At 62.9% G+C, this 25,016-nt stretch carries 22 protein-coding genes and 2 pseudogenes; 10 read left to right on the plus strand and 14 right to left on the minus strand.

Annotation, left to right across the window (positions count from 1 at the left end; translation table 11 throughout):
• Positions 1-544: pseudogene (locus NKH36_RS12690) on the minus strand (pseudouridine synthase); the annotation flags it as partial.
• A gap of 78 nt (positions 545-622) precedes the next feature.
• Here NKH36_RS12690 and NKH36_RS12695 point away from each other — a divergent pair.
• On the plus strand, positions 623-1,075 hold the full coding sequence (locus tag NKH36_RS12695) for a nucleoside deaminase (protein ID WP_352960102.1): 453 nt from the start codon (positions 623-625) through the stop codon (positions 1,073-1,075).
• A 29-nt stretch (positions 1,076-1,104) separates the two neighbouring features.
• Here the strand turns inward: NKH36_RS12695 and NKH36_RS12700 are convergent, their stop codons facing one another.
• Complete coding sequence (locus NKH36_RS12700) at positions 1,105-1,782, minus strand: hypothetical protein (RefSeq protein ID WP_352960100.1); 678 nt, start codon at positions 1,780-1,782, stop codon at positions 1,105-1,107.
• Positions 1,783-1,973: 191 nt separating this feature from the next.
• Complete coding sequence (gene ileS / locus NKH36_RS12705; protein ID WP_352960098.1) at positions 1,974-4,958, minus strand: isoleucine--tRNA ligase; 2,985 nt, start codon at positions 4,956-4,958, stop codon at positions 1,974-1,976.
• Between the two features lie 58 nt (positions 4,959-5,016).
• On the opposite strand from ileS, the gene NKH36_RS12710 reads away from it, so the two are divergent.
• Entirely contained in the window at positions 5,017-5,232 is a 216-nt protein-coding gene (locus NKH36_RS12710; RefSeq protein ID WP_352960096.1) for a hypothetical protein, read from the plus strand.
• Positions 5,233-5,268: 36 nt separating this feature from the next.
• Here NKH36_RS12710 and NKH36_RS12715 read toward each other — a convergent pair whose 3' ends face one another.
• Positions 5,269-6,081 carry a MipA/OmpV family protein gene (locus NKH36_RS12715; RefSeq protein WP_352960094.1) on the minus strand — a complete coding sequence of 271 codons (813 nt, stop codon included), beginning with the start codon at positions 6,079-6,081 and terminating at the stop codon, positions 5,269-5,271.
• A gap of 209 nt (positions 6,082-6,290) precedes the next feature.
• Here NKH36_RS12715 and NKH36_RS12720 point away from each other — a divergent pair, with 209 nt between their 5' ends.
• Positions 6,291-6,794 (plus strand): HdeD family acid-resistance protein, encoded by a 504-nt coding sequence (locus tag NKH36_RS12720; protein ID WP_352960092.1) that lies wholly within the window; start codon positions 6,291-6,293, stop codon positions 6,792-6,794.
• Positions 6,795-6,901: 107 nt separating this feature from the next.
• Here the strand turns inward: NKH36_RS12720 and NKH36_RS12725 are convergent, their stop codons facing one another.
• The gene (locus NKH36_RS12725; protein WP_352960090.1) at positions 6,902-7,885 is read right to left on the minus strand and encodes a bifunctional riboflavin kinase/FAD synthetase; all 984 of its coding nucleotides are present in this window, start codon (positions 7,883-7,885) and stop codon (positions 6,902-6,904) included.
• 26 nt (positions 7,886-7,911) lie between these two features.
• Positions 7,912-8,772, minus strand: a complete 861-nt coding sequence (locus NKH36_RS12730) for a TIGR01459 family HAD-type hydrolase (protein WP_352960088.1) — start codon at positions 8,770-8,772, stop codon at positions 7,912-7,914.
• Between the two features lie 346 nt (positions 8,773-9,118).
• On the opposite strand from NKH36_RS12730, the pseudogene NKH36_RS12735 reads away from it, so the two are divergent.
• Positions 9,119-11,076, plus strand: a pseudogene (locus NKH36_RS12735) (TadE/TadG family type IV pilus assembly protein).
• Between the two features lie 162 nt (positions 11,077-11,238).
• Positions 11,239-11,871: a LysE family translocator gene (locus NKH36_RS12740; protein ID WP_352960086.1), complete on the plus strand. Its 633-nt coding sequence runs from the start codon at positions 11,239-11,241 to the stop codon at positions 11,869-11,871.
• An 87-nt stretch (positions 11,872-11,958) separates the two neighbouring features.
• Here the strand turns inward: NKH36_RS12740 and NKH36_RS12745 are convergent, their stop codons facing one another.
• From NKH36_RS12745 to NKH36_RS12760, 4 genes are all read right to left on the minus strand, one after another.
• Entirely contained in the window at positions 11,959-12,786 is an 828-nt protein-coding gene (locus tag NKH36_RS12745; RefSeq protein WP_352962338.1) for a DUF2189 domain-containing protein, read from the minus strand.
• Positions 12,787-12,970: 184 nt separating this feature from the next.
• A complete protein-coding gene (locus tag NKH36_RS12750; protein WP_352962340.1) occupies positions 12,971-13,153 on the minus strand; it encodes a hypothetical protein in 183 nt (60 codons plus the stop codon).
• Positions 13,154-13,178: 25 nt separating this feature from the next.
• Positions 13,179-14,273, minus strand: coding sequence for an alkene reductase (locus tag NKH36_RS12755; protein WP_352960082.1), 1,095 nt, complete (start codon positions 14,271-14,273; stop codon positions 13,179-13,181).
• Between the two features lie 60 nt (positions 14,274-14,333).
• Complete coding sequence (locus NKH36_RS12760; RefSeq protein ID WP_352960080.1) at positions 14,334-15,122, minus strand: SDR family NAD(P)-dependent oxidoreductase; 789 nt, start codon at positions 15,120-15,122, stop codon at positions 14,334-14,336.
• Positions 15,123-15,232: 110 nt separating this feature from the next.
• Here NKH36_RS12760 and NKH36_RS12765 point away from each other — a divergent pair, with 110 nt between their 5' ends.
• Positions 15,233-15,796 (plus strand): TetR/AcrR family transcriptional regulator, encoded by a 564-nt coding sequence (locus NKH36_RS12765; protein WP_352960078.1) that lies wholly within the window; start codon positions 15,233-15,235, stop codon positions 15,794-15,796.
• 183 nt (positions 15,797-15,979) lie between these two features.
• Positions 15,980-16,495 carry a CAP domain-containing protein gene (locus NKH36_RS12770; RefSeq protein WP_352960076.1) on the plus strand — a complete coding sequence of 172 codons (516 nt, stop codon included), beginning with the start codon at positions 15,980-15,982 and terminating at the stop codon, positions 16,493-16,495.
• 36 nt (positions 16,496-16,531) lie between these two features.
• Here NKH36_RS12770 and NKH36_RS12775 read toward each other — a convergent pair whose 3' ends face one another.
• The 3 genes from NKH36_RS12775 to NKH36_RS12785 all read right to left on the minus strand — a co-directional run bounded on the left by NKH36_RS12775 (position 16,532) and on the right by NKH36_RS12785 (position 20,167).
• Positions 16,532-18,067: a DHA2 family efflux MFS transporter permease subunit gene (locus NKH36_RS12775; protein ID WP_352960074.1), complete on the minus strand. Its 1,536-nt coding sequence runs from the start codon at positions 18,065-18,067 to the stop codon at positions 16,532-16,534.
• 445 nt (positions 18,068-18,512) lie between these two features.
• Positions 18,513-19,691: an HlyD family secretion protein gene (locus tag NKH36_RS12780; protein WP_352960072.1), complete on the minus strand. Its 1,179-nt coding sequence runs from the start codon at positions 19,689-19,691 to the stop codon at positions 18,513-18,515.
• A complete protein-coding gene (locus NKH36_RS12785; protein ID WP_352960213.1) occupies positions 19,688-20,167 on the minus strand; it encodes a MarR family winged helix-turn-helix transcriptional regulator in 480 nt (159 codons plus the stop codon). The genes NKH36_RS12780 and NKH36_RS12785 overlap by 4 nt, the downstream gene beginning before the upstream one ends.
• Positions 20,168-20,408: 241 nt before the next feature.
• Here NKH36_RS12785 and NKH36_RS12790 point away from each other — a divergent pair, with 241 nt between their 5' ends.
• Entirely contained in the window at positions 20,409-21,242 is an 834-nt protein-coding gene (locus tag NKH36_RS12790) for an AraC family transcriptional regulator (protein ID WP_352960070.1), read from the plus strand.
• A gap of 7 nt (positions 21,243-21,249) precedes the next feature.
• On the opposite strand, the gene NKH36_RS12795 is transcribed toward NKH36_RS12790, so the two are convergent.
• Positions 21,250-22,185 carry a bifunctional helix-turn-helix transcriptional regulator/GNAT family N-acetyltransferase gene (locus tag NKH36_RS12795; RefSeq protein WP_352960068.1) on the minus strand — a complete coding sequence of 312 codons (936 nt, stop codon included), beginning with the start codon at positions 22,183-22,185 and terminating at the stop codon, positions 21,250-21,252.
• A 400-nt stretch (positions 22,186-22,585) separates the two neighbouring features.
• Here NKH36_RS12795 and groES point away from each other — a divergent pair, with 400 nt between their 5' ends.
• Entirely contained in the window at positions 22,586-22,882 is a 297-nt protein-coding gene (gene groES, locus NKH36_RS12800; RefSeq protein ID WP_006203049.1) for a co-chaperone GroES, read from the plus strand.
• A gap of 62 nt (positions 22,883-22,944) precedes the next feature.
• Positions 22,945-24,600, plus strand: coding sequence for a chaperonin GroEL (gene groL / locus NKH36_RS12805; protein WP_352962345.1), 1,656 nt, complete (start codon positions 22,945-22,947; stop codon positions 24,598-24,600).
• Positions 24,601-25,016: the final 416 nt, after the last annotated feature.

Below are 25,016 nucleotides of genomic sequence, written 5' to 3' on the forward strand. Positions count from 1 at the left end.
GACCTTCGCGCTTCTCATAAGGCTTGCCTTCTGGACGCGGCCCTTTGCTGAATGGCCTGTCGCCACTTTTGAAGTCGGGCTTCGGCCGCTCGCCGTCGGCAGCTATCGGTCGGTCACCGCGCGGCGCGTAGGGCTTGCGCGGACCTTCGCGCTTCTCATAAGGCTTGCCTTCTGGACGCGGCCCTTTGCTGAATGGCCTGTCGCCACTTTTGAAGTCGGGCTTCGGGCGCTCGCCGTCGGCGCCCATCGGGCGCTCGCCGCGTGGCGCGTAGGGCTTGCGCGCCCCTTCCCGCTTTTCATAGGGCTTGCCTTCAGGGCGAGGCCCCTTGCTGAACGGCCTATCGCCACTTTTGAAGTCACGCTTTGGCCGCTCGCCGTCAGCCGCCATCGGGCGGTCGCCGCGCGGCGCATAAGGCTTTTTCGCGCCGAAGGACGGCTTACCGCCCTTGCCGGCAGCGGCATCACGCCCACGCGGGCCCGACGGTTTCGGGCCGCTCTTGCCCGGACCCTTTTGGCGCGGGAATTTCTTGTTTTTGTCGTCCATGTGGCCTTTGCTCGTTTGGGCGGGTAGATAACAGCATCACGCCTCAGTAGCGAGGAGATAATAGGAAATGGAAACCGCTTGAAGCGGCCGGATTTCATGGCGCTGGCGCTGAAGGAGGCCGAAGCCGCCGCCCTGCGCGGCGAAGTGCCGGTCGGCGCGGTCATCGCCAGCGGCGATACGGTCGTTGCCAGTGCCGGCAACGGCACCCGCGAGCTTGCCGACCCCACCGCCCATGCCGAGATGCTGGCGATCCGCGAGGCCTGCCGCAAGCTGTCGAGCGAGCGGCTCACCGGCCACGATCTCTATGTGACGCTGGAGCCCTGCGCCATGTGCGCCGGCGCCATTTCCTTCGCCAGGTTGCGCCGGCTTTATTTCGGCGCCGCCGACGAGAAGGGCGGCGCTGTAGTCAACGGCGTGCGCTTCTTCGCCTCACCGACCTGCCACCATGTGCCAGACATTTATCCAGGCATGGCCGAGAGCGACGCGGCGCTGCTTCTGAAGGATTTTTTCAGGGGACGACGCGAACCGTAGCGTCGCCAGCTTTCCCTAGCGCCGGCAGCTTACCACGGCAGCCAGTCGAACATGCCGCCGCTCTTGTTCTTGGCGGCCGCTTCCTTCTTGAGGCGGCGTTCTTTCTTGTACTCGTCCTCGCCGAGGTCGTCCACCGGCGCGGTGGCGGCAGCGGCGCGGTATTGCACCGGCGGCTCGCTCAGATATCTGCGGCTGTTCGGATCACCCTGCTTGGCTTCGGCGAGGCGGCGCTTGACCTCGGCGGCGCGGCCCTTGTCCGAATCCGCTGGCGTCCAGGCCGGCGGATGACTGGAAGCCGACTGCGCCATCGCAGCTTTGATCGCCGCCGGATCCGTCTGGACGTCATCGACGATCTGCGCCTGGTAGGACGGATCGTCCTGATTGAGCGTGGCCTCGGCGCGCAGGCGAGCCCGGCGTTGCTCGGGCGATTCCGGCCAATCGGCGCTTGCCGTCGCGATGCTATCCTGCGGCGGCGGCAGTTCCTTCTGACCCGGCGCCGGCTTCACCAGTTCGGGACGCGGCTTGTAATCGATCTTTTCCTTGTTCTTCGGCATGACTGAAAAAGCGCTGGTGAGATCGCCGGCAAGCTGGGCGGAGGCGGTCTTGTCGGTCCCGTAGGTCGGCGAGCCCATGCAGCCGGACAGGGCCAAGCCGGATACGACAAGCGGCGCCAGCAGCGCAACGCGCGCGCAAGTTCTTTCGGTCATGCCAAAAAGTCCCACTCTAGACAGCCTCTCGATCGCCACCGGCCAAAGGTCCGGTCCCCATCGCCTATGCTCTTCCGACGGAAATCCGGCGACAATTTGTCGTCCGGAGTTTCGCGTGTTTACCTCAACCACTCGTTAAGGGCAACGAGCGGGGGCCGATCAGCCCCCCGCCGTGGCATTTGTGCACCGCCTTATGTACGGCCAAGCGCCTTCAATTCATGCAGAACCGCTGCGTCGCGCGCGGAAACGTCGGGGAATTCCTTGTCCCGCCCGACATCGGATGTGTAGCGCCATGACCGCGCGCATTTGACCAGACCCCGGTCCTCGGCCTTCTCGACCACCACGGCGACGCCCTTGACGTCGTCCAGCGTGAAGGCGCCAGAAGGCGCGTTGCCATACGCAACGACCAAATCGCTGGTGATCGCCATTTCGGCCATGTCGACATCGGCGATCGCCGCTTCGAGCGCCGCATCATCGAGCGTGACGACCGGCACCGCTTCCAGCGACGAGCCGATGACCTTCTGGGCGCGTGCGATCTCCAGCGCGCCGGTGACGACACGGCGGACCTGCCGCACCTTGCGCCATTTTTCCGCCAGCGCCTCGTTCTTCCAGTCGGCCGGGATTTGCGGGAATTGGTCGAGATGCACCGAGAGGGCGTTCGGGTGACGGTCGAGCCAGGCTTCCTCCATGGTGAAAGGCAGCATCGGCGCCAGCCATTTCACGAGGCAATCGAACAGATGGCGTACCACCTGCACGGACGCCTTGCGCTTCACGCTGGACGGCGCTTCGCAGTAGAGCGCGTCCTTGCGGATGTCGAAATAGAAGGCCGACAGTTCGACCACCATGAAATCGAGCAGCGTGCGGGTGATGCGCTTGAACTCGAAGGCGTCATAGCCGGCGCGCACGACTTCATCGAGTTCGGAAAGCCGGTGCAGCATCAGCCGCTCCAGCTCCGGCATCTTGTCCAGCGGCACTTCCTCGCCATCGTCATGGGCAAGCGTGCCCAGCATCCAGCGGATGGTGTTGCGGAGCTTGCGATAGGCGTCGATGTTGGTCTGCAGCACGTTCTTGCCGAGCCGCTGATCTTCCCAGTAGTCGGTCGTCACCACCCATAGTCGCAGGATATCGGCGCCCGATTGCTTGATGACGTCCTGCGGCACGACTGTATTGCCGAGCGACTTCGACATTTTCCGCCCCTCCTCGTCCATGGTGAAACCATGGGTGACGACGGTGTCGTAGGGTGCCCTGCCCCTGGTGCCGCAGCTTTCGAGCAGCGAGGAGTGGAACCAGCCGCGATGCTGGTCGGAGCCTTCGAGATAGACGTCGGCCGGCCATTTCAGGTCCGGACGATCCTCCAGGGTGAAGGCATGGGTCGAGCCGGAATCGAACCAGACGTCGAGGATGTCCATCACCTGCTGCCATTTCGAGGCATCGTGATTGCCGAGGAAACGCTCTTTGGCGCCGGGCGCAAACCAGGCGTCGGCGCCTTCCTTTTCGAAGGCGTCCATGATGCGCTGGTTGACCGCCTCATCGCGCAGAACGTTGCCGTCGGCATCGGCGAAGACGGCGATCGGCACGCCCCAGGCGCGCTGGCGCGACAGCACCCAATCGGGGCGCTCCTCGATCATGGCGCGGATGCGGTTCTGGCCGGCGGCCGGGACGAAGCGGGTGTCGTCGATCGCCTTCAAGGCACGGCTGCGCAGCGTCGTGCCGTCGCCCAGCTCCTTGTCCATGTAGACGAACCATTGCGGCGTGTTGCGGAAGATGATCGGCTTCTTCGACCGCCAGGAATGCGGATAGGAATGCTTCAACCGCCCGCGCGCGAACAGCGCGTTGCGCTGGATCAGCTCGTCGATGACCGCCTGGTTGGCATTGCCCTTCTTGCCGTTGTCGTCGATGACACCCGCCGCTCCGCCCTCGCGGTCCGCGCCAAAGCCCGGCGCGTCCTTGGTGAAGAAGCCGGCATCATCGACGGTGAACGGGATCGCGGTATCGATGCCGCGCTGGCGCAAGTCCTGTGCTGCATCCATCCAGGCGTCGAAATCCTCGCGGCCGTGGCCCGGCGCGGTGTGGACGAAACCGGTGCCGGCCTCGTCGGTGACATGCTCGCCGGCGAGCATTGGGACGGGGAATTCGTAGCCGCCATTCAAACCTTTGAAGGGATGAGAAAGCGTAAGGCTTCCAAGCTCTTCCGCCGAAACGCTGCGGAGACGATTCATCGTCACTTTGGCTTTGATCGCAGACTCTTCCGCCAGCGCGTCGGCAAAGATCAGCCTTTCGCCAGGCTGCGGCCCGAAAGCGTTCTCTGCCGCTGTGACCTCGTAGAGGCCATAATTGATGCGTGGCGAATAGTTCACGGCACGGTTGCCGGGGATGGTCCACGGGGTGGTCGTCCAGATGACGACATGGGCCTTCAGCAAGTCCAGGGACGTCTGCGTCAGCTTTGGATCCAAAGCTGGCTGTCCATCTTCGACGCTAGTGACTTGCCGGGCAAGGCTGACGACCGGAAACTTCGCCCAGATCGTATCGCTCTCGTAGTCCTGGTATTCGACCTCGGCCTCAGCCAGTGCGGTGCGCTCGACCACGCTCCACATCACGGGCTTGGAGCCGCGATAGAGCTGGCCCGACATGGCGAATTTCAACAGTTCGCCGGCGATGCGCGCCTCGGCATGAAACGCCATCGTCGTATAGGGATTGTCGAAATCGCCGACGACTCCCAGCCGCTGGAATTCTGCGCCCTGCACCTTGATCCAGTGCGCGGCGAACTCGCGGCATTCCTTGCGGAACTCGTTGACCGGAACCTCGTCCTTGTTCTTGCCCTTGGCGCGGTATTGCTCCTCGATTTTCCATTCGATCGGCAGGCCGTGGCAATCCCAGCCGGGCACGTAGTTCGAATCGTAGCCGCGCATCTGGAACGAGCGGGTGATGACGTCCTTGAGGATCTTGTTCAGCGCGTGGCCGATATGGATGTTGCCGTTGGCGTAGGGCGGGCCGTCATGCAGCACGTATTTCTCGCGGCCGGCAGCATTTTCGCGCAGCTTGCGGTAAAGGTCCATGTCCTGCCAGCGCTTGACCAGCAGCGGCTCCTTCTCGGGCAAGCCGGCGCGCATCGGAAAATCCGTCTGCGGCAGATAAAGCGTTTTGGAATAATCGATCGTTTCAACAGTATCGGTCATTGGGGTATCGGTCATCGGTCTGCCATATGCGTTGCCCGGCGGCAAAGGAGCCCGGGCGTTGAACTATCATGATCTGAAAAAAGCGCGAGAGGCCGCGCGCAAAATTCCCGGCGGCTCCGGCGGCGCTCAAGCCGTCCGGAACACCGGGCTCGTAATTCGTATCGCAATCGCTAGAGGGCGCGAAACGCTCGTCATGCCTGGGCTTTTAACCGAGACAGGCGATATTGAAAAGCCCGAACTCTCGGTGCCTTCATTGCAGCTAATGACGTCATAATGCATCCGGCCGATACGCGATTGCCGGACTAAGCACTCACATCGAGAAATCGAAGCGATAGGTCGTCGATACGCCGATCATGAACTGATCTCTGGAGCCGCGCTCCTTGACCAGGCTGGAATCGGCCGCCGGGCCCATCAGGCGTGAATATTCGCCGAACAGGCTGGCCGTCATCGGCTCGGTCACTTTCCAGGTCACCGCGCCGCCGAGACCCGCCGACTTCACGCCGCCGCCCGGACGGTATTGGCTGAGGCCCGAAGCCACGGCTTCCTCGGCGTTGACGCCATAATAGGCGTCGAAATAGTCTGACGAGGCAAACGAGACGCGCGGCCCGCCCGAAATTCTGACGTCCGGCGTCACATCATAGAAGGCGTCGGCGGCGATGTCGGCGACAAAGCCGCTATGGGCGCGAATGCCGTGCCGCAATTCGGCGCGGGCGCGCAACCAGTCAAAAGGATAGAATTCGAAGAAGCCGCCGGCTTCGCCACCCCAGCGCACCGGATCGAGGCCTTTCAGCTCGTCGGCATCGTCGCCATCGCGCGAAAACAGCAATTTTCCGGCCAGGCCGGCGCGGAGGCCGCCGTCGTCGATCAACGCCAGCGAAATGTTGTCGTTGCGCGAGGTGAAGCGGGCCTGAGGGCCAGCCTTGCCGAGCGAGATGATCGGCTGGGCGCTGAGCATATAGCTCTTGCTGCCCTCGAAATCCGGGGCGACCAAGCCCGTCGCGCCGACCGTCAGATACCAGTCGCCGGACAGCCAGCCCAAAGCGCCCTCGCCGGCTTCGGCGGCACCGGGCGCGCCCAGCACGAAGCTGGCCAAGACCACCTGAAACACTCTGACAGAACGCATCGTCACTCCATACGCACGAAATGCCGGCGGGAACAACCGGCCTGGCCAAGAGCCATGGCGCCGGTTCAGTAAACTTTGATTTAAATTCGAAACGCTGCCTCGCTTTTTTGGCGTGCGTCCGGTGCAAGCTGCTCGCTGGACGAGCAAGGCCTTCGGCGCTACCCTCCAAATCGGCAAGATGCCAGGCGACCTCGATGGAGATGGCGGCAATGACCCTGCAAGGCGATGCTCTAAAGGATGCGATTGGTCAGACGCGGGCGAAATGGGGATGGTTCGTCGGGCTCGGCGTGCTGCTGCTGATCCTCGGCGGCATCGCATTCGGCAATCTGTTCATCGCCACGGTCGCCTCGGTCTATGTCGTCGGCTGGCTGATGCTGATGGCCGGCGCCATCGAGATCATGCATGCCTTCGGTGTGAAGACATGGAGCCGGTTCTTCTACTGGCTGCTCAGCGGCCTTCTCTATGCAGTCGCCGGGTTCTTCGCCTTCTATAATCCGCTGCTGGCGTCGGCGGTGCTGACCTTCCTGCTGGCGGTGCCCTTCTCGCTTCTGGCGTGCTCAGGGCTTGGGTCGGGTACAAGCACAGACCGGAAAAAGGCTGGGGCTGGCTGGTGGCGGCCGGCGTCATCAGCGCGCTGGCAGGCTTGGTCATCGCTATGGGCTGGCCAGTCAACAGCGTATGGGTGCTGGGGCTGTTTCTTGCCGTCGACCTGATCTTCCAGGGTTGGGCCTTCATTGCGGTCGGCCTGGCGCTGAAGAAGTAGGTCCTTGTTTTAGCATGATCTTGTCCGAAAACCGGTTCCCACTTTTCGGGATCATGCTTAGAAAGCAATGGCCGCGTCGAGCTCGGAAAGCGGGCTGACGCCTGCAAGCAGCGCCCTCGCCTCAGCCTCGTCACGTTTCATCTGCGCGACCAGCGCGTCGAGCCCGTCGAACTTCACCTCGGCGCGCAGGAAACCGAAGAAGGACACCGCGCATATCTCGCCGTAGAGATCGCCGGAGAAGTCGAAGACGAAGGTTTCCAGAAGCGGCGCGCCACTGTCATCGACGGTCGGGCGGCGGCCGAAGCTGGCGACACCATCATGAAGCGTGCCGTCGGCACGGCGGAAGCGGACGGCGTAAATCCCTTCCTTCAGAGTGGCTTCCGGCGAAAGCCTCATATTGGCGGTTGGAAAGCCGAGCGTTCGGCCAAGCTGCTGGCCGCCGATCACCTCGCTTTCGACCGTGAAGCGGTAGCCGAGCAGGCCGGCCGCCTCGGCCACCGCGCCTTCGCAAAGCAGCGCCCGGATCCGGCTCGACGACACCACCTCGGCGCCCTCGTCGCGAAAGGCGTCAACCAGGGTGACGCCGAAGCCGTGTCGTTCGCCTGCCGCCATCAGATAGGCCGGGCCGCCTTGCCTGTCCTTGCCGAAGTGGAAGTCGAAGCCGGTCACGGCGTGAATGATGCCGAGATTCCTGTCCAGCACGTCGGTCACGAACGCTTCCGCCGACAGTGCGGCGAAGTCGCGCGTGAACGGCTGTTCGACGAGTGCGGCAAACCCCAGATACGACAACAGCCGTGCCTTCATCGGCGGCGGCGTCAGCACGAACAGCGGTATCCCGGGCCGGAACACCTTTCTCGGATGGGGCTCGAAGGTCAGAACCAGAGCCGGCACGCCGCGCCGGCGGGCCTCGGCAAGCGCGCGCTCGAGCACCGCCTGGTGGCCGCGGTGCACGCCGTCGAAATTGCCGATCGCCACCACGCCACCCCGCAAATGGGCCGGCAGCGGCGAGATTGCAGAAACGCGTTCGAAGGCGTCCGTCATTTCGGGGCTTCCGTCATCGAGCGACCCTACTGCAGTCTCGGAATGACCGCGACCGGCCAGTAGCCGTGCCTTTCCAGAAAGGCAATTAGCCTGGCCGGATCCGGTTGTAGCGGATCGCCGTAGTCGCGGGCATGGATGCCGCCCGACACGTAGAGCACATCGAAGCCGTTGTCGGCAGCACCCTTGATGTCGGTCATCATGCCGTCGCCGATGGCCAGCACGTCCGAGCGCTCGACCGGGTGGCCGAGCAGGTCGGCGATCTCCTTCATCGCGACGTCATAGACCGGGGCATAAGGTTTTCCGGCGATCAGCGTCCGCCCGCCGAGCTGGGCATAGTCGCGGGCCAAGGCCCCGGCGCACCAGATCATCCGCTCGCCGCGCTCGACCACGATGTCGGGATTGGCGCAGATGAAAGGCAGGTTCCTGGCGCGTAGCCGTCGCAGAAGATCGGCGTAGTCCTCCGGCTTCTCGACCTCGTCGTCGAACAGCCCGGTGCAGACCACGCCGGATGCCTCGAACTCCTCGACGAGTTCGACATCAAGCCCGTCATAGAGCGTGAAATCGCGATCGGCGCCGATATGGAAGATCCTTCGAGGGCCCTCGATGATCAGGTCGCGGGTTACATCGCCGGAGGTGACGACGCGGTCGTAGGCTGCCGAGGGAACGCCGATCGCATTCATCTGCGCCACCACATCGGCGCTGCGGCGTGGCGAATTGGTGATCAGCACCACAGGTATTTTCGCTTCGCGTGCGGTGGCCAGCGCCAGAGCCGCGGCCGGAAAATGTCGTTCGCCATTGTGGACCACACCCCACACGTCGCAAAGAATGGCAGAATAGGCTGCCGACAAATCCGCGAGCGAGCCGATGATATCGGGCGAATCCGCCATGTCGTTTCCCAGGTCATGATGGTTGCGAGCGCCGCCGCCGACGATCCGCAGCGACCGGACCGCATTAACCGAAGCTCTTGACCGTGTCACCAGCTTTCGCCGCGTTCAGCATTGCCGCCCCGCAATGAAGGCATGATCGCACGGCACAAAAATTTTCGTTTTCCAGGCTTTAGCCGATTCCGGAGGCTCCGCGGCGGTCCAATGGCGGCGGCATTGCGTTCATCGGCGGCCTGGTTAACGAGCTTTGAAAAAGTGTGTTGATCTTGGACATATTTTAGCAATTTGAAATTTAAGGATTGGTGGCATCACTCGCCGACAAAGGGGTTCTGGCGGGGTGCTGAAGACAATGATCCGAGAATTCGGTAGGGACCGGCGTGGCAACTATACGCTGATGACGGTCATCACCATGGTGCCGCTCATGGGCGGCTTGGCGCTCAGCGTCGACTACTCGGAACTGCTCCGCCAGAAGAACGCTACGTTGAATGCCCTGGACGGCGCCGGCCTCGCTACCGCTCATAAGATCGTCTCCGGCGCAAGCGACGACGACGCCAAGGCCTATGCCAAGACTTTCTTCGAAGCCAATCTCGGCCCTGTCGATCCGGCCAATACGCTGCTCACCGTCACCCTGCCCAACAGCAATGCGGGTGGCGGCACGTTAAAGCTCTGCAGCGCTCTGACGTATCACCCCTATTTTCTGCCGGCCGCCGCCATGCTGATTGGCGGCGGGACCACCAGCGATACAACCTTCACGGCGTGCTCGGAAATCCGCCTCAAGAACACACTGGAAGTAGCCCTTGTGCTCGATAATTCCGGCTCGATGAATAATCTGGGTTCCGGCACCGGCGCGAAGCGAATAGACCTGCTGAAGACTGCCGCCAAGCAGCTTGTCGATACGCTCGCGCTGCAGGCACAAAGATGAAGCAGGTCAGCAAACCGGTGCAGTTCTCCCTGGTGCCGTTCGCTGCTTCGGTCAATGTCGGTCCCACCCATGACCAAGATGGCTGGATGGACCAGGACGGCATCTCCCCGATCCAGCACGAGGATTTCGACTGGACGAAGATGACCCCCGCCAACGATCCAGACAAATACGCTGAGAAGCTCAACGGCGTCTGGTACAAGCGCGGCGCCGGCTGGGGCGACAGCGAGGATCAACCACTGACCCGCTTCAGCCTTTACGCCGACATTACGGTCGAGTCCGGCCGCGAAGAAGTGCCTAACACGAAACAGTATATCTGCGACACCTATAACAAAAAAGGCAACTGCAGCAGCGGCCACTGGACCACTCCGGAATATATCTACACCACCAGTCGCTATGCAAGTTGGCAGGGTTGCGTCGAGGCGAGGCCGCACCCGTATAATAACGACGACACGACGCCCAACACCGCCGCGCCTGCCACGCTGTTTGTGCCGATGTTTGCGCCGGACGAGGCTGGCACCCTCTGGCTCGATTTTAACCGCGACGGCGCTAACGACGTAACCTATCTGTCCTATGGTTACGGCAACAACTGGTGGGCCGACTGGCCCTACACCGCAAATCCGACCGCATCCGAGCGGCAGTCGGACATGCGCAAATATTTCCTGGTCAAGCCCTACGGTTCGAACTCGGCCGCCTCGGGCGACGGCCCGAATGCGTCCTGCACGACCAACCCGATAACGACGCTCAAGGACGTGAGCCAGATTGCCCAGAAAGAGGAGATCAATAACGCCATCGACGCTATGGCGCCGAACGGAAACACCAACGTGCCGGAAGGCCTTGCCTGGGGCTGGCGGACGGTGTCGAGCAATGAACCTTTCACCGAGGGCCGGCCAAATACCGAAAGGGGCAACGACAAAGTGGTGATCGTGCTGACTGACGGCGCCAATACCTACAGTGCCGTCAGCGACAGCGGCTATGCCAACAACAGGTCGACTTATGCCGCTTACGGCTACACCGGCCTGACATATCCGGGCTCTGGAAGCGTGACGCGCCTGTTCATGAACACGAGCACCGACATCGGCAAGACCACCTACACCGGCGCCAACTACACCGCCGCGCTGGACGAGCAGATGCAGACCCTTTGCGCCAATGCAAAGAATTCGAACGTTCTCGTCATGACAGTCGCGCTGGACCTGTCGACCACCGATGCCGGCGACAAGAAAGCACTCGACGCGCTGAAGGCATGCTCCTCGGACTCGCGCTTCCGCAAGGATTCCACCGATCCGACCAAGCCGGCCAAGCTGTTCTGGAACGCGACCGGGGCGACGCTGTCGGACAATTTCAAGGAAATCGCCAACGAATTGTCGAACCTGCGCATCGTCGGCTGACATGTAAGCGGCGAGGCGACGGGCTGGCGCAATGGCTTGCGCTGTCATGCTCTTGCGCGTGCGGACTAGCGAAGGCACTTGGGGTCGTTCGCCTGACCGTGCACATCGGATGGAGATCATCGGGAGGCGCGGACGGTCTTGTCGCCATCCGGAGATGCACCTGTGCCCGAAGCCACCAACCATCTCGCCTTCGCGCTGGTCTGCCTCGGCATGGTGCTGACGCCTGGCCCGAATATGATCTATTTGATCTCGCGATCGCTGTCACAGGGGCCGAAAGCCGGTCTGATCTCGCTCGGTGGCGTGGCGCTCGGCTTTGTCTTCTACGTGTTGTCGGCGGCATTCGGCATCACCGCGCTGCTGCTTGCCGTGCCTTACGCCTATGATGCGCTGCGCTTTGCCGGCGCGCTCTACCTTTTGTGGCTTGCCTGGCAAGCGGTGAGGCCAGGCGGACGCTCGCCATTCCAGGTCCGGGAACTGCCGAAGGACAGGCCGCGCAAATTGTTCGCCATGGGCCTCATGACCAATCTGCTCAACCCGAAGGTGGCAGTGCTTTATCTCTCGCTGCTGCCGCAGTTCATCAGCCCCGGAAAGGGCCACGTGCTGTCGCAGCTTCTGGTGCTCGGCACCACGCAGATCGCGATCAGCCTCACCGTCAACGCGATCATCGCGGTTACGGCCGGCTCGATCGCCGTCTTCCTGGCCGGCCGGCCGCTATGGCTGGTGATCCAGCGTTGGATGATGGGCACGGTGCTGACCTCACTGGCCCTGAGGATGGCGACCGACGCGCAGCGTTAACTAGAGCATCGGACCCAAAAGTGGGCACCGGTTTAGGGAAAATCCGATGCTCGAACAAAGATAGAGCGGCGGCACCGCTGCGCTAGCTTACATCGGCCGCCGGTCCTGCTGCGCCCGCTCCGGTTCGACCACCCTGCGATAGAGGTGCCACGTCGCATGGCCAAGCACGGGCATGACGACGGCGAGCCCGGCAAACAGCGGGATCGATCCGATGACCAGCAGCACGGCGACCATCAGGCCCCACAGCGCCATCTGCAGCGGATTTTTCATCACCGCCCGTGCCGATGTCTCGATTGCCGAGACCGCGCCGACATCGCGGTCGAGCAGCAGCGGGAAAGCGACGACGGTCGTCGCCAGCACGATCGCGGCGAAGACGAACCCGGCCGCATTGCCGAGCAGGATCAGCGTCCAGCCTTTGGGCGTTGTCAGCACGTCGCGCACAAAGCCGCCGATCGAGGCGGGCGGCTGATTGCCGAACAGGCCGGTGTAGATCGATTGCGCGGTGTAAAGCCAGAGCAGGAACAGTGCCACCAGCATGACGCCGATGACCGCAATCGCCGGCAGCGCCGGCGAGTGGCGCACGTCGAGCGCGTGCCACCAGGACGTGTTCATGCCGAGTTCGCGGCGGCGGCTGACCTCGTAGAGGCCTATCGCGGCGAAGGGTCCAAGCAGGGCGAAGCCGGACATCAGCGGGTAGAGCAGCTGGATAGCGTTGGAGCCGGATGTCGTCCACCGCGCCAGGATCAGTCCGACCACCGGATAGATCAGGCACATGAACACGTAGTGCGATGGCTTTGCCCAGAAATCCTCGACGCCGAGCCGCAGCGCATCCATCAGGTCCGCCGTGGTGATGCGGCGCACCGTGGGCTGCACGTGCATTCCACGTGCGTCCGACATGACATGAAAGCTGGCCATAACCATTCTCCCGTATCCGGGGGCGGCCACCGCCAGGATGGCCGCCCGTAGCTGCCACTTCAAGAGCGATGGCATGATAGCCGAATTCGATGTGCTTGTCGCGAATCGGGTGGTGTTGGAGCGCGCCGCGCGGCACAGGGCGTGTTCGCGCCGCGCGGCTGATGTATGCTAGGCAGCGAAGCGTTCAATCACTCTCAGCCAGCGGAATATGGCCAAGACAGGCACCCGAACCCGCCGGCTTTTCGCCATCCTCGATGGCCTGCGCGTACCGCACGTCCGGATCGCTTTCGATCCGGCGCCGCAACGCCGCCTGCTTGGGATAGGCGGCCCGTCGACCGCCTTGTGGAACTCCCAGCGCGCCACGCACCGCGCAGGCGCGGCCCTCCGATGGCTCATGGGCGGCTTGAAGCGGCGATCGCGGGATAGTCGGTATAGCCAGCGGAGCCGCCGCCATAGAGCGTCGCGGGGTTGAACTCCGTCAGCGGAGCGCGCGTCCTCAGCCGTTCCACAAGGTCGGGATTGGCGATGAACGGGCGCCCGAAGGCGAACAGGTCCGCTTTGCCCTCGGCGAGCCGCGACGCCGCGAGTTCGAGGTCATAGCCGTTATTGGCGATATAGGTGTTGTTAAAGCGCCGTCGGAGCGATCCGAAGTCGAACGGCGCGACATCGCGCGATCCGCCGGTAGCGCCCTCGACGACATGGATGTAGACGATGCCCAACGCGTCGAGTTGATCGACGATATAGTCGAACTGCGCCTGGGGGGCGCTGCTCGAGACGCCGTTGGCGGGCGAGATCGGCGAAATCCGGATCCCGGTGCGCTCAGCGCCGATCTCCTCGACCACCGCAGTCGCAACCTCCAGCATCAGCCGGGCGTGGTTCTCGACCGATCCGCCATAAGCATCCGTGCGGACGTTCGCGCCGTCCTTGGCGAACTGGTCCAGCAGATAGCCGTTGGCGCCGTGAATCTCGACGCCATCGAAGCCGGCCTCGATGGCGTTCGCGGCTGCTTGCCGGAAATCGTTAACGATCCCCGGAAGCTCGGCGAGCTCAAGCGCGCGGGGCTCCGACACGTCGGCAAAGCCGTTGTTCACGAACGTCTTGGTCGCGGCCCGGATCGCCGAGGGCGCCACGGGCGCGGCGCCGTTCTCCTGCAGATCGACGTGCGATACGCGACCGACATGCCAGAGCTGCAGGAAAATCCGCCCGCCCTTGGCGTGCACGGCGGTCGTGACCTTGCGCCAGCCGTCGATCTGAGCCCGGGAGTAGATGCCGGGCGTGTCCTGGTAACCTTGTCCCTGCTGCGAGATCTGCGTGGCTTCGGAAATCAGCAGGCCGGCCGCCGCGCGCTGGCCGTAATACTCCGCGGCGAGATCGCCTGGAACGAAGCCCGGGCCAGCACGATTGCGCGTCAGGGGCGCCATGACGATCCGATTTGAGAGGGTCAGCGAGCCGAGAGTATAGGGCTCAAACAGCGTTTTGCTCTTCATAGGTCACCTTTGTTTGTCCCGCCGCGGCGGGATCGTTTGTCGAAATGGCTTCGTTGGTGTTCAGGCGACCGTGCGGTACCGCTCGGCGGGATGTTCGTTCCGATAGTTCGGAAGCATGGCCTGGCGCGCGGCCTGAAGCGCGTCCCACTGACCGGCATCGGGAAGCGGCGGGATGGTCACCGGTTCGCGGCGGTCGAAGCCGACCAGCGCCGCATCAACCAGATCGTCCACCTCCATCACGTTGGAAAGCGTGTTGACGTCGGCGCCGACGTGTTCCCAAATCTCTGTGCGCGTCGTGGCGGGAAGCACGGCCTGGACGTAGACACCCTTCGGCGCGAGTTCGAGGCTGAGTCCCTGCGACAGAAACAGCACGAAGGCTTTGGTTGCGCCGTAGACCGTCATGCCGAACTCCGGCGCCAGGCCGACCACGGAGCCGATGTTGACGATCGCCCCTTCGCCGGCCGTCGCAAGACGCGGGGCGATGGCGCTGGCAAGCCGCAGAAGCGCGGTCGTGTTGAGCGCAACGAGCCGCGCGACGTCATCGGTGCTCTGCTCGATAAAGCTTCCGCCGATGGCCGTTCCGGCATTGTTGACGAGGATCCCGATGCGGCCGTCATCGCGCAGCCTCGTCTCTACCGTCGCAAGCTCGGCAGGCTGCGTAAGATCAGCCTGAATGATGTCGATCGCCACGCCATTTTCCTGACGCAGACGGGCCGCCAGAGCCTCCATTCGTGCCATGTCACGGGCAACCAGCACGAGGTCGTGCCCGCGGCGCGCGAAGCGCTCGGCATAGGCGGCTCCGATGCCGGTGGAGGCGCCGGTTATGAGGACTGACGGAATGGTGGTCATGGCATTGCTCTTTTCTCTGATGGACTCTATATTCATGACGATCATCATGATTGCTGCTAAATATGATAACCATCATGTAAATGTCAACGGGGCCGGCGGAGAATTTTGAAATGAAGGTCAGTCGAGAACAGATGGCGGAGAACCGTCGCCGAATTCTGGATGTTGCCAGCCGGCTGTTTCGCGACAAGGGGTTCGACGCGGTCAGCGTGGCGGAGGTGATGAACGCCGCCGGGCTCACCCATGGCGGCTTCTATGGCCATTTCAGTTCGAAGGACGACCTGATCGCGCAGACCCTTGCCCATGTCCTCGCTGCGGACTCAGGCGGAGGGCGCGATCTTCGCGCTTATGTGGATGCCTATCTTTCGCCCCGTCATCGCGACAACGCCGCCGGTGGTTGCCCGACGGCGGGCCTTGCCGCGGCCATTCGCCATCAGACCCCGGCTGCGCGCTCGGCCATGACGGAAGGCCTTCGATCGCAGATCGACCGTATCGGCAAGTCGCTCCCGGAGTTGGATCCGGCAGACAGGCGCCGCGCAGCGATCGGAAGCTGGGCAGCGATGGTAGGGGCAGTGATCCTCGCCCGGGCGATAGACGATCCCGCGCTTTCGGATGAAGTTCTGGAACAGACGCGTGCCTGGATCGATGCCGGGATCAGCCAAGTGTCTGCCGGCTAGCGGTCTGCGGCAGGAGTGCTCTTGTCGAGAGCAATGCGGCCATGGCGGTGGTTGGGTGACTATCTTGGAGACATCGCGCCGTAGCATGCAATCAGCGGGGTTCGCGGACGACTAAAGGCGCAGTGATCGAGATATTGAGTGCCTGCCCGGCAAAAGCCATGATTGCCGTTATGTCAGGCGGGCATGACCGCTGCCAAAATCGAAAATTCCGATGCCCGATCAAACTTTAACAGGCGAATGCTATTTAGGGCTGCCGGCCTCGCCGCGCTGGCCGGGCTCGCTGCCTGCGCCACCGTCCTGCCCACCGGCGAAGGCGCCGGGGTCTCCGCCTCCGCCGTCGGAACACTGGCGGGCATCCGTGCCTCAGCCGGTCTTGGACCGCTTGTCCCCGACCCTCAGCTCGAACAGGCAGCCCTGCAGCAGTCTGGCTATATGGCGCGCGGCGGCCGCATGACCCACACCACCGGCTGGGGCAAGGGATTTGCTTCGCGCGTCAAGGGCAACGGTATTGCCGGTGCTGCCGCCGAAAACATCGCCGAGGGCCGTTTCGATCAGCAGAAGCTGTTCGACATCTGGATGCATTCGGCCGGCCACCGCCGCAACATGCTCGACCCGCGCTTCACGCGCTTCGGTCTGGCCTATGTGCGGGACGGCCGCGACAGCTCGCTGCGCTACTGGAGCCTCGTTCTGGGCAAGTAGGAAGCGCGACCGGCACGTCGCGCCGATCCGCACTCATCAATCCATTTGCGCGGCAGGTGCTCCACCGGCGGCCGGACCCGGCTTTGGCTTGCGCAGCAGGAAAACAAACGGGATGGCGAGCAGCGTCATCATCATCAGCAGCTTGAAGTCATTGACGTAAGAGATCATCATCGCTTGGATATTGACCATGCCGTCCACTTGCGAAAGCGCCGTCGGATCGCCGCCCGCCGCTGCCGGCGACGACGCCCAGAGGTTGGGATTGAACGGATTGACGTAGGCCGAGAGCTCAGCATGGTTGATCTGCGTGTTGCGTACCAGCAGAACCGTCACCACCGATACGCCGATCGACGAGCCAAGATTGCGCACCAGGCTGAATAACGCCGTGGCATCGGTGCGGAAGCGCGCGTCGAGCGTGGCGAAGGCCGCGGTCGACAGCGGCACGAACACCATTCCCATTCCAAGGCCCTGGATGACGCCGGAGCTGAGGATGGGCCAGTTGTCCATCTGCGGTGAGAAGCCGGACATTGTGTATAGCGATTGCGCGGTCAGGAGGAAGCCGATGACGACGAGGATTCGGGCATCGACCTTATGCATCAGGCGGCCGACCAAGAGCATGGCAATCATCGTGCCGACGCCGCGTGGTCCCATAACGATACCGATGGTGAGGGTCGGATAGCCGAAGATGGTCGACAGCATTGGCGGCAGCAGCGCCATGCTCGCCAAAATGAGCACGCCCATGACAAAGATGAACGCCAGTCCGGTCACAAAATTGCGGTCGAGGAATATCTTCGGGTCGATGAAGGGCTGCTCCGCCGTCAACGTGTGAATGATGAACACCCAGAAGCCGGTGATGGAAAAACCGAGTTCGATCCAGATCTCGACCGAGGAAAACCAGTCGACCTCACCGCCGCGATCAAGCATCAGCTGAAGCGCGCCGACGCCGAGCGAGAGCATGGCGAAGCCGAAGAAATCGAAGCTGCGTATCCGCCTTGCAACGGCCGGCAAGTAGGCGGCCATACCAAGGAAGGCGAGGATGCCGACCGGAAGGTTGATGAAGAACACCCAGCGCCAGTTGAAATTCTCGGTCAACCAGCCACCGAGCGTCGGCCCAAGGATCGGTCCCAGCATGATGCCGGCGCCCCAGATAGCCATCGCCTGGCCGTGGCGTTCCCTCGGGTTGATGTCGAGCAGGAAGGTCTGCGACAGCGGCACGATCGCCGCGCCGAACACGCCTTGCATGAGGCGGAACAGCACCATGGTTTCAAGGCTCCATGCCAGACCGCACAGCATGGAGAAGACGGTGAAGCCGACCACCGACGTCAGGAACAGCTCCTTGCGGCCGAAGCGGTCGGCCAGCCAGCCGGTCACCGGCGTCATGATCGCCGCGGCAACGATGTAGGAGGTCAACACCCAGTTGATGTTGTCGGGGGAAGCGCCGAGGTCGCCGGTCATGGTCGGCAGCGCGACGTTGGCGATCGTGGTGTCGAGCGCCTGCATGATCGTCGCCAGCATCAACGCAACGGTGATCAGGCCGCGGTGCGGCACTTCGCGAAAGGGTTCTGGCGTGCTCATGAGTGGAACTTCCGGCAGGTAACAAAAACGTATACACTAGAGCGACGTGCGTCCATTTGGACGCACAAAGTACGCTCTAGTGCTTTGAGTAGCGCATCGTGCTTTCCGAAAATCGATTCCGATTTTCGGGCCGATGCGCGAGGCTTCCGGGCGGCGAGGCCTTCCGTGTGGAGAGACCCTCATCGCGTGGGACGCGAAATCGATGTGGGGGTTACATCGACCGAGCGTCTCGATAACGGGCGCCTGCCGCCCGGAAACCCGAGGACCGAAGGGGCCTGCGTCGGGTTATTCAGGCTTCGGCCTGGCCGCAATGCTGCCCGGTCCGAACCCCAACCCTCACCGCATCTCCCCTCAGACCAATCCTGTCATCTGCGTTCCTCTCCCTGCGCGGCCTGCATTCTACTCGTTGCGCCTCAGACCTCATCATCCAATGGAACGAGGTGCTCTATTGCGCCTCACCCGCTGTGGCGTGGCTGAAGATGCTTGGAAACCCGCGGGAGACGTCGGTGTCCACCGTGACGGTCGCGCTCATGCCGGTTCGCAGCGCCATCTTAGCGTCGGCATCGGTCAATTGCAGGCGCACCGGAATGCGCTGGGTGACCTTGACCCAGTTGCCGGTGGCGTTCTGGGCAGGCAACAGCGAGAACTCGGCTCCGGTGCCGGCGCCGATCGCCTTGACCGTGGCTTCGAACGTCTTGCCCGGATAGGTGTCGACCACAATTTCAGCCTTCTGGCCGGGCTTCATATTGGTGAGCTGGGTTTCCTTGAAATTGGCATCGATCCAGGTGTCGCCGGTCTCGACCAATGAAAACAGCGGCGTACCCGAGCCGACATATTGGCCGACCTTGAATGAGGCAGCCTGGCTGACGATGCCGTCGGCCGGCGCCCTGACCGTGGTCTGCGCCAAATCATAGGCAGCCTTGTCCCGCGCAGCGAGTGCCGCCATCACGGTCGGATGCATGTCGGTCTCGATATCGGGATTGCCGCCAAGCGCCGCCCTGGCGCTGAGGATGCCCTGCTCGGCCACGGTCAGTTGCTGCTTGGCCTTGTCGAGATCGTTCCTGGCCTCGTCCAGCGACGACTTGGCGTTGATGCCCTTGCGGGCAAGGTCGGCGGCCCGGTCATATTGCGACTGCGCGTAGTCGACTTGGCTGGCGTCGGACTTCTCCTGCGCTACCGCCTGGCTATAGGCCGCACGCAGCTGCTCGACATTAAGGCGCGCGCCGGCCACCGCCGCATCGGCCTGGGCCAGCGCGATCCGGTAGGGCTCGGGATCGATGGCGAACAGCACGTCGCCCTGCTTGACAGACTGGTTGTCGAAAATGTCGACCTGAACGATGCGGCCGGCCGTATCGGCGGCTATCGAGACCTTGGCCTGCTGCAGATTAGCGTTCTCGGTCTCCTGATAGCGGCCGCCGGTCACCCAGACGTAGCTGCCGCCGGCGATCAGTGCCACCGGGAGCGCAAACATTAAAAGGAAGCGGCCGGCACAGCGCTTCCTCTTCGGCGCCACCGGCGCCGACGCTAATTGCGGTGCGGCCGTTACCGGAGCTGCCGCCGGCTGCGCGGGAGCTTCCATCTCTAGCTTGGTCGCATTCTCGTCTACCTTGGCTACCGCGTTCATGCTGCTGCGCCTTCTGTACTCTCGACTTTTTCGCCGGACTCCGTCTCGCCGTCCGCCAGGTTCTTGGCCATAGCCTCCAGTCCCTTGATCAGGACACGGCGATCTTCGGGCGACACGCCGGTCAGCGATTCTTCATAGACTTCGCCAGCAAGGCTCTTGATCTCTGAGTAGGCCTCGCTGGCTTTGGCGGTCGGGAAGATCATGCGGACGCGGCGGTCGGTAGCGTCGGAACGGCGCTCGATCCAGCCGCCCTCCTCCATGCGGTCGACCAGGCGCGACACGCTGATCGGCTCGATCTCGAGAAGCTCGGCGAGCCGCGCCTGGGTGATGCCTTCTTCCTTGGCGACGCGGACCATAAGCCGCCATTGCGCGGAGGAAAGGCCGAGCCCGCTGGCCCTCGCCTCGAAGCGCTTGCGCATCAGGCGCTGCACGTCGTGGATCAAAAAGCCCAATCTGTCGATGCCGTCGGAAACCATGAGCACCATATATTATAAGCGTGCTCACTATTCAAGACACGGTATTATGCCAGAAGCCGGCAAGTGTGCATGGCAGTCGTTCAGGGTCGCTCGCAAAATCGCGATTGAGCAGGCTGAAATTGACCGATGGTCGGTCGAATTTGCGCAGTGCGCAATTTCGATCAAACTGCCTCCACCAGGAAGCGGCACCATGAGCTGGCCAATGCGACGACCAAGACCTAGTCCCATAGCAAGGAGACATATGAACCCGACCGAGAAAGCGCTATGGTTCGTCGAAAGCCATCTGCCGGAATCCGTCTCGCTCGACGATGTCGCCAAGAGCAGCGGTGTGTCGCGCTTTCACGTGACGCGAGCTTTCGGTGCGGCGACCGGCCGTTCGGTGATGGGCTATGTCCGTTCTCGTCGGCTGACCGAAGCCGCGCGCAAGCTAGCAGCCGGTGCACCCGACATCCTCTCGGTCGCGCTCGACGCCGGTTACGCCTCGCATGAGGCCTTCACCCGCGCCTTCCGCGACCAGTTCGGCACCACGCCGGAACTGGTGCGCGCGCAAGGCTCGCTCGACAATCTCGATCTCGTGGAGCCGATCCTGATGGACCAGTCCTTCCTCACCAACCTCGAGCCGCCGCGTTTTGAGGCCAGCCGGCCGTTTCTCATCGCCGGTCTCGGCGAGCGCTACAGCTGCCAAACCAGCGCCGGCATTCCGATGCAGTGGCAGCGGTTCGGCCCCTATATCGGCAACATTCCGGGCGAGATCGGCGACGTTGCCTATGGCGTCTGCGTCAACGGCGACGATGCAGGCAATTTCGACTATATCGCCGGCGTCGAGGTGACCGACTTCTCGGACCTGCCGAGGGAGTTTTCGCGCGTGCGCATGCCGGCGCAGAAATACGCCGTGTTCGCCCATCGTGATCACATCTCGACCATCCGCCGCACGGTCAACACGATCTGGAACAAATGGCTGCCGGCCTCCGGGCACGAGGTCGCCGATGCGCCCGAATTCGAGCGCTACGGCCCCGAATTCGATCCGCGCAGCGGCGATGGTGGGCTGGAAATCTGGATACCGGTCAAGGCCTAAAGCACCGCTACAGTTCCAGGTTCCAGTTCTGGCCGACCAGATCCTTGCCGAAGGCGTGGTGCCGCTCCTCGTCGGCCAATTTGAAACCGGCCGCCTCATAGATGCGGCGCGCTGAGATGAGCACGTCGTTGGTCCACAGCGTCAATGTCTTGTAGCCCTTGGCACGGGCAAAGCCGATGCATTCCTCGACCAGCCGCTTGCCGATGCCGAGACCGCGCGCCGAGGGTTCGACATAGAGCAGGCGCAGCTTCGCCACCGCGTCCGACTGGCGCACGACAAAGACCGAGCCGACGACTTCCCTTTCGCGCTCGGCGATCCAGCTGCGTTCCCATTTCGGATCCAAGGATTTGACAAAAGCGCCGAGGATTTCGGCGACCAGCGCCTCGTAGGTTTCGTCCCAGCCATATTCCTGCGCGTAGAGCAGGCCCTGGCGATGGATGATCCAGCCGATATCGCCGACCTGCAAAGGCCGCAGCATGTAAGGAATTTTGGGCTCCGCGCCATCGCCCAGCAGGCTCTGCACCGTCTGCATCGCCTTGACCAGCCTGTCCTGTTCCGGAGCGGGAAGCCGGTCGAGCAAGGCCGCGACCTGATCGTGCGAACCCTGGTTCAGCGGCGCGAACGCCACCCTTCCCGCCGGCGTCAGCGCGATCGACGAGCGCCGCGCATCGGCTTCCGTCGCCGCGCGCTCGACCAGACCGCGCTCCTCGAACTTTTTCAACAACCGGCTGAGATAGCCGGGGTCGAGACCGAGATCGCGCGCAAGATCGGTGGCGGTCAGGCGATCGCGATGCGCCAGTTCATAGAGCACGCGAGCCTCGGTCAGCGAGAAGGCGCTTTTCAGCAGCCCTTCGTCGAGCAGGCCGATCTGGCGGGTGTAGAAGCGGTTGAAGCCCCGCACTGCATCGATCCGCTCCTTGCCGGGTTGATGATGAATGGTCATGGCATCCTCCTGCCCGCACAAGATCAACCACTTATTTGACTTAGTCAAGTATCTGTTCGAAGCAGGGCATTATCCAATCCGGCGGATGAGGCCTTCGAGACTTATGCTTCGCGACGTTTGGCATGCTCGTCGACGAGGCGAGTAGCTGGTCGACGAAGTGCGCATCATGCCGGGCGGCCCCCATCCGCTGGCGGAACGATGCCCGCCGCTGGTGCCTGCTTCGCCGAGGCGCCAGTACTTCATCGCCAGGCGTCAATCGGTTCACTCAGCGCCTTGACTCTCGCCAGCCGCCGGCTTATCTCACCGCCACGTTAGCACTCGCCATTGGTGAGTGCTAAGCGTAGGTCCGGCGCCGCCGGACGGAGGAACTGTTCTAACCATTCTCATCGAGGAATAAAAAATGGCAAAGTCGAAGTTCCGCCCGCTTCATGACCGCGTGGTCGTACGCCGGGTTGAATCCGAATCCAAGACTGCCGGCGGGATCATCATCCCCGATACGGCGAAGGAAAAGCCGCAGGAAGGCGAGATCATCGCCGTTGGTTCCGGCGCGCGTGACGAAGCCGGCAAGCTCGTCCCGCTGGACGTCAAGGCCGGCGACCGCATCCTGTTCGGCAAGTGGTCGGGCACCGAAGTCAAGCTCAATGGCGAAGACCTTCTGATCATGAAGGAATCCGACATCATGGGCATCATCGGCTGAATATCGGCCTCACCGTCACTTAAATCTTCGGGCTCAATTCAAGCCCCTGCCAGGAGCTAAAAATGGCTGCCAAAGACGTAAAATTTTCCCGCGATGCCCGTGAGCGCATGCTGCGCGGCGTCAACATCCTCGCCGACGCCGTGAAGGTCACGCTCGGCCCCAAGGGCCGCAACGTCGTCATCGATAAGTCGTTCGGCGCACCGCGCATCACCAAGGACGGCGTCACCGTCGCCAAGGAAATCGAGCTTGAGGACAAGTTCGAGAACATGGGCGCGCAGATGGTCCGCGAAGTCGCTTCGAAGACCAACGACATCGCCGGCGACGGTACCACGACCGCGACCGTTCTGGCTCAGTCGATCGTCCAGGAAGGCCACAAGGCGGTTGCCGCCGGCATGAACCCGATGGACCTGAAGCGCGGCATCGATCTCGCGGTTAGCGACGTCGTCGCGACGCTGATCAAGAACGCCAAGAAGATCAAGACCTCGGAAGAGGTTGCCCAGGTGGGCACAATCGCCGGCAATGGCGATGCTTCGGTCGGCTCGATGATCGCCGAAGCGATGCAGAAGGTCGGCAATGAGGGCGTCATCACGGTCGAGGAAGCCAAGACCGCCGAGACCGAACTCGAAGTCGTCGAAGGCATGCAGTTCGACCGCGGCTATCTCTCGCCCTACTTCGTCACCAACGCCGACAAGATGGTTGCGGATCTGGAAGACGCTTACATCCTTCTCCACGAGAAGAAGCTCTCCAACCTGCAGGCCATGCTGCCGATCCTCGAGGCTGTCGTGCAGACCTCAAAGCCGCTGGTCATCATCTCGGAAGACGTCGAAGGCGAGGCTCTGGCCACGCTGGTCGTCAACAAGCTGCGCGGCGGCCTGAAGATCGCCGCCGTCAAGGCGCCGGGCTTCGGTGATCGCCGCAAGGCCATGCTGGAAGACATCGCTATCCTCACGGGTGGCCAGGTCATTTCCGAAGACCTCGGCATCAAGCTCGAGAATGTTGGCCTCAACATGCTCGGCCGCGCCAAGAAGGTGTCGATCTCCAAGGAGAACACCACCATCGTCGACGGCGCCGGCAAGAAGGCCGAGATCCAGGGCCGCGTCGCCCAGATCAAGCAGCAGATCGAGGAGACCACCTCGGACTACGACAAGGAGAAGCTGCAGGAACGTCTCGCCAAGCTGGCGGGCGGAGTTGCCGTCATCCGCGTCGGCGGTGCGACGGAGATCGAAGTCAAGGAAAAGAAGGACCGCGTCGATGACGCCCTCAACGCGACCCGTGCGGCCGTCGAAGAAGGCATCGTTCCCGGCGGCGGCGTCGCACTCCTGCGCGCTTCGCTGAGCATCAAGGCTATCGGCGCCAACTCCGACCAGACCGCGGGCATCAGCATCGTGCGTCGCGCGCTGCAGGCCCCGGCCCGCCAGATCGCGGCCAACGCCGGTGCGGAAGCATCGATCGTTGCCGGCAAGATCCTCGAGAACAAGGGCCCGACGTTCGGCTTCAACGCCCAGACCGGCGAATATGGCGACATGATCGCCATGGGTATCGTTGATCCGGTCAAGGTCGTGCGCACGGCTCTCCAGGACGCGGCCTCGGTCGCCGGCCTGCTGGTCACCACCGAAGCCATGATCGCGGAGGCTCCGAAGAAGGAGTCGGCCGGCGGCGGCATGCCTGGCGGCATGGGCGGCGGCGGCATGGGCGGCATGGGCGGTATGGATTTCTAATCCAACCCATCAGCCTCAGTTATGGAAAGGGCGGCAGCGATGCCGCCCTTTTTCGTTGATGTGGCGTTCATGCTCTGAGGTGACCGTGGGATTGAGGAGCTTGATCACAAGCAAGGGGCGCATTCTACACGGGCGCGTCCTTTCGACCACTGTCACGGCATGGATCCTAGGGTCTCCGCAACGTCGCTTCGCTCCTGCTCCGCCCTAGGATGACGAAGGCGTAGTGACCTGCGGCCAATCACGAACGTCGGCGTTTAGAAGGTGACTACAGACAACAGATGATCGGAGGCCGCACTGCGTAAAGATGCGCGGTTGATGGCAAATCGCAAGCCTTCGGGATTGGCCGAAAATCAAACTGCCTTCGTCATCCTAGGGCGAAGCAGGAGCGAAGCGACGTTGCGGAGACCCTAGGATCC

The sequence above is a fragment of the Mesorhizobium sp. M1312 genome (assembly GCF_040318115.1).
Taxonomy (GTDB): domain Bacteria; phylum Pseudomonadota; class Alphaproteobacteria; order Rhizobiales; family Rhizobiaceae; genus Mesorhizobium.